This window comes from Clostridium sp. C2-6-12 (assembly GCF_009928485.1).
Taxonomy (GTDB): domain Bacteria; phylum Bacillota; class Clostridia; order Clostridiales; family Clostridiaceae; genus Clostridium.
Map to the genome: position 1 here is coordinate 338656 of NZ_JAABNP010000001.1, position 13554 is coordinate 352209.

The window sequence follows — 13554 nt, forward strand, 5'->3', positions numbered from 1 at the left end:
TTTTAGTATTTACGATTTAACTTGAAAATAAGCTACTACAAAACTAACAAATTGGTTTTGTAGTAGCTTATTTTTTATAGAAAAGTCTGTGGCTTTTCTTCCTTAACTTTTACCTCTTGCTTCTTAACTAAATTTAAGTTCTGAATTGCAGGAAAGTTCAGTATTGTGGCATAGCCCTCTTTTTATAAGTGATAAGTCCGTGTTGTGACATAGCGACTCTTTATATAAGTGCATAGCTGCTCTTTTCATAAGGATGTAAATTTTATCTTACATAATGATTTAATTATTATCACATATGGTATAATATTTAAAGGTTAGGAAAGGAGGAATAAGTAAATGGATTTAAAAACATTACTTAATAAAGAACAATATGAAGGGGCAACTACAATTAATGGGCAGGTATTGATTTTAGCTGGAGCAGGTTCAGGTAAAACAAGAGTTTTAACTCATAGAATGGCTCATATGATTGATGATCTTGGAATTGCCCCTTATAGCATATTAGCAATAACTTTTACGAATAAGGCAGCAAAGGAAATGAAGGATAGAGTTAAGGCACTTATTGGTGAAAGAGCTGATAATATGTGGATATCCACTTTCCACTCAACGTGCGTTAGGATTTTAAGAAGAGAAATTGATAAAATAGGTTACAAAAGCAGCTTCACTATATATGATAGCTCAGATCAAAAGACCTTAGTTAAAGAATGCATGAAAGCTTTAAATATAAATGATAAAGATATAACTGAGCAAGAGATTATTGGAAAGATAGGAAAAGCCAAAGATAGTATGCAGGGAACTAGAAGTTATATGCTAGAAAATGAATCCAATTTTAGAGAAAAAAAGATTGCAGATGTTTATGAAATGTATCAAAAAAGATTGAAGGAAAATAATGCATTAGACTTTGATGATTTGATTTTTAAAACAGTTGAACTTTTTAAGAACAATCCTGAAGTATTAGATTTTTATCAAAATAAATTTAAGTATATTATGGTGGATGAGTATCAGGATACAAATGGAGCCCAATATGAATTGGTAAAATTATTAGCAGCAAAATATAAGAATATATGCGTTGTTGGTGATGATGACCAATGTTTGGTTGAAGGAACCTTAATAGCTGTTGATAATAAAGCTATAAAAATAGAAGATTTAAATAAAGATGACATTATAAAGGTAGCAGCAGGTAATGGGGAAACCTGTTTACTTCCAGTGAAGGATATAAGTAAAAAGAAGTATTGTGGAGATATAGTAAAGGTTACTACAAGCAGTGGAAAAATAATAAAAGCTACGCCTAATCATTTGTCATTTGGAAGAGTCTTATTAGAGGAAGAAAAATATTACGTATATTTAATGTATAAAAAAGGCTTTGGTTATAGAGTAGGGCAAACTTCATCAATTAGAAGTAGAAAAGGTAGTGATGCCAGTGGCTTAGCTGTGAGACTCAATGGAGAACAGGCAGATAAGATGTGGATAATAAAGGTTTGCACATCAAAGGGAGAGGCAACTTTTTATGAACAGTACTATTCTGTTAAATATGGAATTCCTACTATGGTATTTAATTCTAGAGGCAGAAATATAACAGTTTCACAAGAGCAAATAGAAAGATTATTTAAAGAAATTGATTCTGAAGGTGCTGCTGAAAGATTAATGGAGGATGAATTCTTATATAAGGAATATCCACATCATTTAAGCGGAGCAGTAATAAGAGGAGAAACCTCAAGAAAAAGAATTAATATAAGCTTTTTTGGCGGGAAAAAATCAAGTCAAAGAGGTCTTTACTCTCATAGAATAGGTTTGAATTCCTCAGGAGATGAGTCTAAACAAAAGTTTATAGAAGCAGGTTTTAATGTTAGAAAAGGTGAAAGAAATACATATAGAGTGGAAACAGAAAGAGCTTTATATGATGAAACAGAAGAATTTGCAAGAAAATTGAGCCAGGTAGAAGAAGACTTTGAAATTTTAAGAAAAGCAAAATTAACAACAGATAAAAGCTTTATGTTCATGCCCATAGGTAGTTTTAAAGAAGGCATGTCTATTGGAGTGTGCAATAATGGTGTTATTGAAGAAGAAGTTGTTGTTTCTGTTGAAATAGAAAATTATGATGGTTTTGTTTATGATTTAAATATAGATAATGCTAGAAATTATATTGCAAATGATGTAGTAGTTCATAATTGCATATATCAATGGAGAGGTGCTGATATTAGAAATATCCTAGATTTTGAAAAAGATTATCCTGGTGCAAAAGTGATTAAGTTAGAACAAAACTATAGATCTAAAGGAAACATATTAACTGCAGCTAATGTTGTTATTGTTAATAATTCTAATAGAAAAAGCAAGGTCCTAAGAACAGAGCAGGAAGCTGGAAGCAAGATTAAAATCTATAGAGCCTATGCAGATAGTGATGAAGGCGATTTTGTTGGAAAGCAAATTTTAGATATAAAATCTAAAGAAGATAAGAAGTATAATGATTTTGCTATTTTATATAGAACTAATGCTCAATCAAGAATTTTTGAAGAGAGCCTTAGAAGAAAGGGAATTCCATATAAAATAGTTGGTGGCACAAGATTCTACGATAGAAAAGAAATAAAGGATATGTTAGCATACTTAAAAGTTCTTATTAATCCACAGGATGATATTAGTATTAAGAGAATAATAAATGTTCCTAAGAGAAGTATTGGAGATGCAACAGTTTCTAAGGTGCAGGATTTTGCAGCTGATTTTGAATTAAATATGTGGGATGCTTTAACAGAAGTTAGAAGTATACCAACATTGACCTCTAGAAATGTATCAACCATTGAACCATTTGTAGCATTGATGGAAAATTTAATGGAATTAAGTGAAACCGTACCAGTATCTGTACTTATTGAAGCAATATTGAAGGATACAGGTTACCTTAAGCAGTTACAAGATTCAAATGAAATTGAAGATAAGAGCAGAATTGAAAATTTAAAAGAATTAGTATCTGATGCTGTTGACTTTGAAAAGAATAGTGAAGATAAATCTTTAACTGCATATTTAGAAAAAGTATCTTTAGTTCAGGATACTGATAAAATTGAAGAGGAAGATGATGCTGTAATATTAATGACAATACATAGTGCTAAGGGTCTAGAATTCCCAGTAGTATTTATGGTTGGTATGGAAAATGGAATATTCCCTGGAATGGCTTCCTTTGAAAAAGATTCTGAAATGGAAGAATCAAGACGATTATGTTATGTTGGAATAACAAGAGCAAAAGAAACCTTGTTTATGACCTCGGCAGAAGTTAGAAGGGTGTTCGGTAAGACAGTAGCTTACCCACAATCTGATTTTATTAATGAAATAAAATCAGAACTTAAGGAATATATTAGCGGAGAAAAGTCAAATATTATAAGCAGGGATAGAGTGATTCAAAGTAATTCTTACAGTAATCCTCATAGCTTAAGAAATAATATACTTGGAAATAAAACAAATACTTCTGGTGGTTTTAGCAGCGGGCTTAATAATATAGTTGATAAAAGTGCAGTTAAAGCAGAAGGAACTGATTATATAACTGTAAATGAAGCTACTTTAGGCAGAAAAATAGTTCATGAAAAGTTTGGTGTAGGAACAATTGTAGCAGTTCAAGATTCAGGAAATGATAAGAAATTGACGGTTGCTTTTGATAAACAAGGGATTAAGTCTTTAATGTTATCAATGGCAAAGCTTAAGGGAATTTAAATTAATGATGAATGGTGAATAGTGAATGATTGAGGAGGATATTATTCCTTAATCATTCACCATTCATTATTCCTTATTCATTATATTAAAGCTAATATTATTAGATTTTTAAAATTAATTTTATATTTTAAGTGAATGTAATTAGAATAATGTGGAGGTAATTGTGGATAAGATTGAAAGAATAAAAGAACTTGTGGAAAACTTAAATAGATATTCATATGAATATTATTCTTTAGATAATCCTTCTGTAAGTGATAAGGATTATGATCAAATGTATTATGAGCTTCAAGAGTTGGAAAAAGAAACAGAGTATGTACTGCCCTATTCTCCTACATTAAGAGTTGGGGATGTAGTTTTAGAGGGATTTTCAAAGTATACTCATAAAGCAAGACTTTGGAGTTTAGATAAGGCTCAAAGCCTACAAGAAATTAAGGATTGGCACAATAGAAATGTTAAGTTTATTGAGGAAGCAAGAAGCAGAGGAGAAAATCTACCTAATTTAAAATATGTAGTTACTAAAAAGTTTGATGGATTAACAATCAATTTAACATATAATAAGGAAGGTATACTTGAAATTGCTGCAACAAGAGGAACAGGAAGTGTGGGAGAAGAAGTAACTGCACAAGTAAAAACCATAAAATCAATTCCACTTAAAATTTCAAGTAATGATATATTAGAAGTTCATGGAGAGGCAGTAATGACTCAGGAGGCTTTTAAAAAATATAATGAAGCTTCTGAAACACCACTTAAGAACTTAAGAAATGGTGCAGCTGGAGCGCTTCGAAATCTTAATGTTAAAGAAACTGCAAAAAGAAATCTTTCAGCTTTCTTTTATGATGTGGGATATAAAGAAGGAAATCAATTTAAAACTTATTTAGAAATGATGGATTTTATAAAAGAACAAGGGCTTCCTGTTGATGATTATCTTGAAGTTTGTACATCTTTAGAGGATATTGAAAGAGAAATTAAGAAGATTGAAGATATAAGATTTGATTTAAATTATGATATAGATGGTTTAGTTATTGCAATTGATGATATTAGAACAAGAGAACTATTAGGATATACAGTTAAATTTCCTAAATGGGCAATTGCATATAAGTTTGAAGCACAGGAAGCAACAACAAAGCTTTTAGATGTTGAATGGAATGTTGGAAGAAGCGGAAGGGTTGGACCTACAGCTATATTAGAACCAGTAGAGCTTGCAGGAGTTACAGTTAAAAGAGCAACCTTAAACAACATGGATGATATTGCAAGAAAAGGCGTCAGAATTGGTGCTGAAGTATTTGTCCGTAGAAGTAATGATGTTATTCCTGAAATAATGGGCATTGTTCCAGAATCCTTAGAAGGTTCTGAAGAAATTAAAGTGCCAGAGGTATGTCCTGCATGTGGAAGTCATTTGGTCTTAAATGGAGCACATTATTTCTGCGAAAATACCTTATCTTGTAAACCACAAATGGTTAAGAGTATAGTTCACTATGCATCAAGAGAAGCTATGAATATAGAAGGTTTTTCAGAAAAGACAGCAGAGCAGTTATTTGAAAAACTTAATATTAAAGCTATTTCTGATTTATATAAGCTAAAAGAAGAAGAACTAGTAGGTTTAGAAAAGTTTGGCCCTAAAAAAGCACAAAATCTCTTGGAAGCTATTGAAAAGAGTAAGGATTGTGAATTGTTTGCATTTATATATGCTTTAGGTATTCCTAATGTAGGTGTAAAGACTGCAAAAGATTTAGTTAACAGATTTAAATCCATAGAAGGTTTAAAAAATGCAACCTTTGAAGAATTAGTGAGTGTTCAGGATGTTGGAGATATAGTTGCAAAAGGTGTTGTAGAGTTCTTTAGTGAAGAAAAAGTAATAGAAACAATAGAGGAATTATTAGCTTTAGGTATCACTCCTAAATTTAATGAAATAGAAGTTGTGGAAAATTTATTTGCAGGAAAGACAGTAGTTGCAACTGGTTCACTTCAAAATTATTCAAGAACAGAGATAAAAGAAAAATTAGAAAGCTTAGGTGCTAAAGTAGCAGGAAGTGTTAGTAAGAAGACAGACTATGTAATTGCAGGTGAAGCAGCTGGTTCAAAATTAACGAAAGCACAGGAATTAGGGGTTAAAGTCATTTCAGAAGAAGAATTTGAGGAAATGTTAAGGAGGTAGAGTATGAAAAAATTAGTGAATTTGCTTGGGTTTACATCAGCTCTTGTAACAAGCATTTTAATAATTTGTACTTTTACAACAACATATCAATTTTATTATGTTGGGCAAATTTTTAATTCCTATTTGCCAATACAGCTTGGAGTTTGCATTACTATGACAATTTTAGGCGTTAGATTTCTTATTAATGAAAATGGTAAGAAGCGCATAATTTATGCAGCCTTTAGCTTTATAATAGCATCTTCTTTGATTTTCTTTATGTTGAACTTTGTTAAGTAGAGGATATGAAACAATAATAAAAATTAAATTAATAATCTGAGCTTAATGAAGGAGTATTTCAATTGGTTAAAATTTGACCAGTTGAAATGCTCCTTTTTATTCTTAAGCTTATATCCATGATTATAAGAAGAAAGTTTTGGCAATAATACAAAATATAAATGAAGGTAAAGGGGGTAGGATATGAAAAAAAAACTTTTTTATATAATCATTCTACTATATGTGATTTTATTTTTTGTTGGATTTATAAATAGAGAAAGTGATAATATGGCTAGTGGTAATTTAGAAGAAGCAATAACTTATGGAATGGAGGCAATTCCTGATGACCTAGAAAAGGTAACTAATCTTTCAAAGCGTCAAGAAGACATTATATGTGCTGTAAGTAAAGGATTAGTCTCAAAGGATCAGGATAATAAAATAATTCCTTCTTTAGCAAGCGAGGTTGTTAAAGATCCAGATGGAATTCAATATGAATTTAAAATTAGAGATGATGTTTTTTGGAGTGATGGAACAAAAATAACTCCAAAGGATATTGTGGGATTTTTTAAGGAATTATTAAAGGAAGAAGATGAAAAAAACATCCAAGGGTTACTTGAAGTTTATGGAGCTAGGAAATATAAAGAAGGAAAAGTTGTATTTGAGAACGGAGTTGCAATAAAAGGAACGGATAGTTCCGTAATTATAAGATTAAATAATAAGGATGACAATTTTCTAAATGAGTTAACTAACCCCCAATATAGATTGCGAAAATACTTAGTAATGTGGAGAAACATAAGAAATAATTACGATACGTTGATTTATTCAGGAGATTACAAAATTAGTTCAATAACTAAGGATCAGTTTACATTAAAGAGAAGTTCAATAAGCAATGATGTAAATATATCTGCTATTAAAATTGTAACTGATGATAGCATTGAAGAATCCATGGCATCCTATGAGGTTTCTGAAAGAGACATAGTAATAAATCCACCTGAAAGTGAGCTTAATAAGTTATCTGAAGGGAAAAAATTAATAACAGTTCCTAAATTGGATGCAGCATATTTGTATATTAATAGTAAGGGTGATACTATTCCCATACAGGGGAGAAGAGAAATTTATAATGATGTATGCAAGGCTATAGAAGCTTACAAAATATCAAACAATAACAAATTCGAGCTTGCAGAAGGAAGTTTTTTTAGAGAAGATAAAAAAGATTTGACTAAGTTACAAGCTAGAAAGGTTATTAGTAATAAAGGCGAAGGAAATTGGCAAAAACCTGAAGTGTTAACTATCTTATGTAAAGATAATATTGAAAATAGAATTTTATGTAGAAGTATTCAGGAATGGTTTAAAAATAATACTAATACAACTATAAAATATAGTGTGGTAAAAGAAGAATTTGAAGATGAAGAATTAAGAAATAGATATGATATGGTTTTAATAAATAATGAAGCAAATATTAATAATAAACAAGGTTTTTATTCAAACTTTCAGGAATACCTTACAGCAGGCCAAAAAACTCTTTTAGATAAAATAAAAGCAAATGAGAAAAAATATGATTATTCAGGCCTTGAGGAAAGTTTGTTTGATAATTATAATGTGCTTCCCTTAGTCTTTTCTAATGAAAATATAGCCATTTCTAATAAAGTATCAGATTTAAAGTTAGATGGAAATGGAAATATAGATTTCACAGCATTTAAATAAAAGGAACTTTATAGATACCCATAAGGATGTTGCTTTGGGTATCTATAAAGTTAAGCTTTTTTGTTATTATGAGGATGTTTAGCTTTATTTTTCTTATACTTTTTAGTTTTTAATGAAGAATTAATTTTAGGAATATTGTTTTTAGTTAATGAAATATTATTAGGAATATTTTTTAGTGAAAGTTTATTTGGCGAAAATTCTGAAGAATTAGAAGTTTTAATATTATCTGAAATATTAGAAGCTTTAATATTAGTGGAGTCTAAAGTATTTTTTATATTAATAGGCTCAGAAGACTCTTTATTAGGCAAATTATTAATAGGAGTTTCGTAAGCATTGTCATTAGTTAAATTAGTAGTTCGTATATTAATTGATGCTTCTGGGGTTAAGGATAGATTAAATTCCATAAAAGCTTTAACTATGTCTTTAAGCAAATATATTATTAAAAAGAAATTAAGCATATTTTTATTGCTGTCAAAAGAACTTCTGCTAACACTTAGAGTGTCTTTCCTTTTTGAGTAAGTCAAACTTCGAACAAATACTGGAGCTAATCCAGTGCTTTTTGGTGTAGGACATACAGGCATCCTAAAATAAGTTTCATCAAGCATATCATCTGAACGTAAACTTAATTTTTTATATCTCTCTACTTCATCCAAGGTAGGAGCTTCAGGCCAGCTTGTTAAAAGCCCTCCATTTACAAAGAATTTTCTATAAATGCCAGAAATAATAGATCTTAATTCTGTAGGGCTATCTTCTTCAAGTGAACTTATAATCAAGGCGAGAAGATATAGATTTATTTCTAAGCATGAATATTTACATTCCTTTTTATCATTTAATTTAATAAAAATATTTTTATCATTATCATATAAACTAATTAATTTTTCCATAATTTCTTTTGCTGTTTCTTTAAAAGAGATTATCTCTGTATGTTTATAAGATTCTATTAAACAGATATAAAATAAACAGCAGTCATCCATTGAATCTACGTAATAATCTTTTTCTTGAAATTTAGTGATTAAAAAGTCTCCTAAATCTAAAATGAGTTTTTTTGCATCCTCGTCATCAGAATATTTGTAGAATATAATTAAAGCAAGAAAAATTTGGGTAAGTTCTCCAAAAGATAAATCATATAAGGCTGATTTATAGTCTCTTAGCATATCTAAGATTTCGTGAGAAAATTTAATGTAATCACTACTGATTTCATCATCTTCATTATAATAAGAATATAATAAATAAGCGGTCATCATAAAAGCTTGGTCAGAAAATTTAAAATTAGCATCTTTATCGATTAAAGAAAATCCTTTTGAATTTCCATCAGAAATATTTTTTTTGTCAACAAATAGACCTTCATTATTTCTTAGATTTTCAGAATAAAATTGAAGCTGTTCTTTTGCAAGATAATTGTATGGGTTTTCAAGTGATAGTACATTTCTGTTTCCTTCCTCATAATGAGAATAATATTCCCCAAGTTCAAGCAAACACATTGTCATAAGAGCATTAGTAGAAGGCAGTATTTCTTTTTTAAAACTTGACTCGTCAAAGCCATGACTAGTTTTGTTATGAACAAACATAGGGGATGCTTTCCTATATAAGCATAATAGTGGTGAAAAATTATTTAATATGCTAATATCATTTATAGAAGCCTTTTTTGATACTCTAACTTGTGCTAAAAGACCACATTTAGAGTTCAATACTAGGATTTTTACGGATTCTTTTGCTAAATGAAAAAGCTGACCACTAATTTCTTTTTGGGAAAGACTATTCATCCTAAAAAATGGTCCTATATATTTCAAAATATACACCTCTCATAAAATTCTCGTCCTATTCATTAATATGAAGCTGACAAATGAAAAGTGCATAAAATATAAATAAAAGGAGATTTTTCATAATGAAGGAAGGAAAATTAGATTTTGATGATTTGAGAAACATTATATTTAATAATAAATCTATAAAAAGAAACGAAGTAAAAATTAGAAATGATGTTGGTGAGGATTGCTCAGTAATCGATTTTGGAGATTGTGAAGGAATATTTTCTACAGACCCCATAACAGGAGCAAACGAGAATGTTGGAAAACTAGCAGTACATATTAATTGTAATGATATTGCGTCTTCAGGTGGAGAACCTATAGGAATTTTAGTTACAATATTAGCACCTACATCTTCAAGTGTAGAAGAAATAAATACAGTTATGCATGAAATTGATGAAGAGGCAGCTAAAATAGGTATTGAAATAATAGGAGGCCATACAGAAGTCACAAGTGCTGTTAATAAGATGGTTATATCTGTTACTGTAATAGGAAAAAATAAAAAGGGAAGATCTATAAAGACAGCAGGGGCAGAAGTTGGAGACCATATAATAGTAACAAAGAATATAGGCTTAGAAGGAACGTATATTTTAATAAATGATCATGAAGAAAGAGTTAAAAAAGTATTATCAAAAGAAGAAATAGAATTTGGTAAAAATTTAATAGATAAAATTAGTGTTTTAGAAGAGGGGAAAATAGGCGGAGAATTTGGAGTTAATTCAATGCATGATATAACAGAGGGTGGACTTTTAGGGGGCTTGTTTGAGGTGGCTATGGCATCCCACAAAGGTTTTAAAATATACAAGGATAAAATACCTATGCTTGACATAACAAAAAAAATCTGTAGAGAATTTCAAATAGATCCTCTTAGATTAATATCTTCAGGTAGCATGCTGATTACTACCAAAAATGGAGAAAAATTAATTAAGATGCTTAATGAAAGAGGAATTGAAGCAAGTATAATAGGATCGGTATATGAAGATGGTGGTATCTTAGTTGATGGTAATGAGGAAATCAATGTTGAGCCGCCAAAGAGAGATGAGCTGTTTAATATAAAATAGGAAAAGGTTAGTTTAGGAGGAAAGAGTGATGAAAAGATTAATATTAGCAAGCAACAATAAAAAAAAGATAATGGAAATGAAAGAGATATTAAAAGAGCTTGATGTAGAAGTTAAATCTTTAGAAAATGAAAATATTGATATAGATGTAGTTGAGGATGGAAATACTTTTGAAGAAAATGCTAAAAAGAAAGCAAGAGAAATCTATGAATTTTTATTAGAAAGAGGAGATAAGGACTTTATTGTTTTAGCAGATGATTCAGGATTGTCTGTTGATTGTTTAAATGGAGAGCCAGGAATATATTCAGCAAGATATGCAGGTGAGCATGGAAATGATGCAAAAAATAATGAAAAGCTGTTAAAAAATTTAGCTGGTGTGTCAAAAGAAAACAGAGGAGCAAAGTTTATTTGCCAGCTAGCTATGTTTACAGACCAAGGAGAGTATTTTAAAGTTACAGGAGAAGCAAGGGGCTATATTATAGAAGAACTTCATGGAGAAGGTGGATTTGGATATGATCCATTATTTTTCTATGAACCATTAAATAAAACTTTTGGAGAGTTAACGGGGGAAGAAAAAAACCAAGTTAGCCATAGGGGAAAGGCATTAAAAGAATTAAAGAGTGTTATTAGTCAATTTTTATAATTCATTTAGAGATAATTATGTAGGATCATATTATTAATATGATTAGATTGTATTACCAAAGGAAATTTTTATACGAGATGTAAATTTAAAATCTAAGAAGACAAGAGAATACTAAAGAAAATATCAAGTTATTAAGGTAGGAGGAATAGAATGAAATGTTAGTTGCAGTGATTAGTGATACACATAGAATGGGCAAATATATTAAGCTAGCTAAAGAATTAATAAAAGATGCAGATATACTTATACATTTAGGTGACAATATAGAAGATGTTGAATTGTTAGAACAAGGTTTTAAGGGCGAAGTATATGCAGTTGCAGGAAACTGTGATTATTCAGGAAAATACCCTAAAGAAAATATTATAGAGGTAAATGGAAGAAAGATATTTTTTACTCATGGAGATCTATATGGAGTAAAAAGTTCAATAAATAATATTTATTATAGAGGAAAAGAGCTAGAAGTTGATATTGTTTTATTTGGCCATACTCATCAACAATTAATAGAAGAAGAGGGAAGCCTTATATTAATGAACCCAGGAAGCGTATCACTGCCAAAATCAAAGGGAAGATGCGTTGGTTTTATTGATATTGATGATACAGGAAAGATTGATACTTATTTAAGAGAAATTAGAGAATAGAAATAGAAATTATATTTTTAGTTAATGATGATTGATCAATGGTGAATGAGGAATGATTAAGGAAAATATTACTTCATAATTATCCTTCAATTCGCCTGATTTTAGAAAAGCTGAAGGTTTTTAAGTCTTAATTTATAACTCACCACGATTAACTTGCAATTGAGTTAAAATGGCTTAAATAAAGGCTTTTTATGGAGTGTTATATTTGCTTTAATCACTTTTTTATATATTTCTTTAGAAAATATTAAAAAAGGTATTGACGAAACACATTTGATATTGTAGAATAATCATTGTCGCTGAGAGAAAAGCGGCAAGCAAGAAACAAGCTTTGAATATCGGGGTGTGGCGCAGCTGGGAGCGCGCGTGGTTTGGGACCATGAGGTCGCAGGTTCAATCCCTGTCACCCCGACCACTTTGCGGGTATCGTATATCGGTAATACTCCAGCCTTCCAAGCTGGAAAGGTGGGTTCGATTCCCACTACCCGCTCCATTAAATTTTTAAATTTGATGGTAGCAAAAAAGTGTTGACAAAGTTTCAGGAACAGTTTACAATAATAAACGTTCCAAAACAAAGTGGTTGACAAAATCACAGAGACGAGATATAATAATAAACGTCTTAAAAAACAAAAAGATTTAATTAATATGCGTTTTTAGCTCAGCTGGATAGAGCAACGCCCTTCTAAGGCGTGGGCCAGGGGTTCGAATCCCTTAAAACGCACCATTAAATCGGGGTGTGGCGCAGCTGGGAGCGCGCGTGGTTTGGGACCATGAGGTCGCAGGTTCAATCCCTGTCACCCCGACCATTTAAACATAACATATGCGGGTATCGTATATCGGTAATACTCCAGCCTTCCAAGCTGGAAAGGTGGGTTCGATTCCCACTACCCGCTCCATACAAACTACAAGTTTGTAGCACATATTGAAAATGCGTTTTTAGCTCAGCTGGATAGAGCAACGCCCTTCTAAGGCGTGGGCCAGGGGTTCGAATCCCTTAAAACGCACCATTATGGTGAACGTAGTTCAGTTGGTAGAGCGCCAGTTTGTGGCACTGGTTGTCGTGGGTTCGAGTCCCATCGTTCACCCCATACAGGGATATCGCCAAGCGGTAAGGCAATGGACTTTGACTCCATTATTCGTAGGTTCGAATCCTGCTATCCCTGCCATTTTGGTTCACTAGCTCAGTCGGTAGAGCACATGACTTTTAATCATGGTGTCCCGGGTTCGATTCCCGGGTGAGCCACCAAATTTTATAATTGTTAAGCAGGTGTGGCGGAATTGGCAGACGCACTAGACTTAGGATCTAGCGCCTAACGGTGTAAGAGTTCGACTCTCTTCACCTGCACCAAAATGAGCGGAAATGACTCAACGGTAGAGTGCCACCTTGCCAAGGTGGAGGCTGCGGGTTCGAATCCCGTTTTCCGCTCCAATTATAAAATTAACATATGCGGGTATCGTATATTGGTAATACTCCAGCCTTCCAAGCTGGAAAGGTGGGTTCGATTCCCACTACCCGCTCCATTTTTATGTTTACAAATAATATTATGCGTGATTAGCTCAGTCGGTAGAGCACCTGACTCTTAATCAGGGTGTCCAGGGTTCGAATCCCTGATGACGC

Annotated in this window: 8 protein-coding genes and 13 tRNA genes; 20 read left to right on the top strand and 1 reads right to left on the bottom strand. The window is 31.5% G+C overall.

Annotation, left to right across the window (positions count from 1 at the left end):
* Positions 1 to 336 precede the first annotated feature (336 nt).
* From GXK56_RS01465 to GXK56_RS01480, 4 genes are all read left to right on the top strand, one after another.
* Positions 337 to 3690, top strand: a complete 3354-nt coding sequence (locus tag GXK56_RS01465) for a UvrD-helicase domain-containing protein (RefSeq protein WP_160683928.1) — start codon at positions 337 to 339, stop codon at positions 3688 to 3690.
* A gap of 160 nt (positions 3691 to 3850) precedes the next feature.
* Positions 3851 to 5845, top strand: a complete 1995-nt coding sequence (ligA, locus tag GXK56_RS01470) for an NAD-dependent DNA ligase LigA (RefSeq protein WP_202127804.1) — start codon at positions 3851 to 3853, stop codon at positions 5843 to 5845.
* Positions 5846 to 5848: 3 nt separating this feature from the next.
* Complete coding sequence (locus GXK56_RS01475) at positions 5849 to 6121, top strand: hypothetical protein (protein ID WP_160683934.1); 273 nt, start codon at positions 5849 to 5851, stop codon at positions 6119 to 6121.
* 180 nt (positions 6122 to 6301) lie between these two features.
* Positions 6302 to 7801: an ABC transporter substrate-binding protein gene (locus GXK56_RS01480; protein ID WP_160683937.1), complete on the top strand. Its 1500-nt coding sequence runs from the start codon at positions 6302 to 6304 to the stop codon at positions 7799 to 7801.
* A gap of 50 nt (positions 7802 to 7851) precedes the next feature.
* On the opposite strand, the gene GXK56_RS01485 is transcribed toward GXK56_RS01480, so the two are convergent.
* Complete coding sequence (locus tag GXK56_RS01485; RefSeq protein WP_160683940.1) at positions 7852 to 9591, bottom strand: hypothetical protein; 1740 nt, start codon at positions 9589 to 9591, stop codon at positions 7852 to 7854.
* Positions 9592 to 9686: 95 nt separating this feature from the next.
* Between GXK56_RS01485 and GXK56_RS01490 the strand changes: the two genes are divergently transcribed.
* The 16 genes from GXK56_RS01490 to GXK56_RS01565 all read left to right on the top strand — a co-directional run bounded on the left by GXK56_RS01490 (position 9687) and on the right by GXK56_RS01565 (position 13554).
* Positions 9687 to 10664 (top strand): AIR synthase family protein, encoded by a 978-nt coding sequence (locus GXK56_RS01490; protein ID WP_160683943.1) that lies wholly within the window; start codon positions 9687 to 9689, stop codon positions 10662 to 10664.
* Between the two features lie 28 nt (positions 10665 to 10692).
* Entirely contained in the window at positions 10693 to 11304 is a 612-nt protein-coding gene (locus GXK56_RS01495) for an XTP/dITP diphosphatase (RefSeq protein ID WP_160683946.1), read from the top strand.
* Positions 11305 to 11459: 155 nt separating this feature from the next.
* Positions 11460 to 11939, top strand: a complete 480-nt coding sequence (locus tag GXK56_RS01500; RefSeq protein WP_160683949.1) for a metallophosphoesterase — start codon at positions 11460 to 11462, stop codon at positions 11937 to 11939.
* Between the two features lie 336 nt (positions 11940 to 12275).
* Positions 12276 to 12351 (top strand) — tRNA-Pro (locus GXK56_RS01505).
* A 4-nt stretch (positions 12352 to 12355) separates the two neighbouring features.
* A tRNA-Gly gene (locus tag GXK56_RS01510) sits at positions 12356 to 12429 on the top strand.
* A 154-nt stretch (positions 12430 to 12583) separates the two neighbouring features.
* Positions 12584 to 12660: transfer RNA gene (locus GXK56_RS01515), tRNA-Arg, on the top strand.
* Between the two features lie 6 nt (positions 12661 to 12666).
* Positions 12667 to 12742: transfer RNA gene (locus tag GXK56_RS01520), tRNA-Pro, on the top strand.
* 16 nt (positions 12743 to 12758) lie between these two features.
* Positions 12759 to 12832 (top strand) — tRNA-Gly (locus GXK56_RS01525).
* Between the two features lie 34 nt (positions 12833 to 12866).
* Positions 12867 to 12943, top strand: a tRNA-Arg gene (locus GXK56_RS01530).
* Between the two features lie 5 nt (positions 12944 to 12948).
* A tRNA-His gene (locus GXK56_RS01535) sits at positions 12949 to 13024 on the top strand.
* Between the two features lie 3 nt (positions 13025 to 13027).
* Positions 13028 to 13102: transfer RNA gene (locus GXK56_RS01540), tRNA-Gln, on the top strand.
* A gap of 4 nt (positions 13103 to 13106) precedes the next feature.
* A tRNA-Lys gene (locus GXK56_RS01545) sits at positions 13107 to 13182 on the top strand.
* A 17-nt stretch (positions 13183 to 13199) separates the two neighbouring features.
* A tRNA-Leu gene (locus GXK56_RS01550) sits at positions 13200 to 13284 on the top strand.
* A 6-nt stretch (positions 13285 to 13290) separates the two neighbouring features.
* A tRNA-Gly gene (locus GXK56_RS01555) sits at positions 13291 to 13365 on the top strand.
* Between the two features lie 18 nt (positions 13366 to 13383).
* A tRNA-Gly gene (locus tag GXK56_RS01560) sits at positions 13384 to 13457 on the top strand.
* A 25-nt stretch (positions 13458 to 13482) separates the two neighbouring features.
* Positions 13483 to 13554 (top strand) — tRNA-Lys (locus GXK56_RS01565).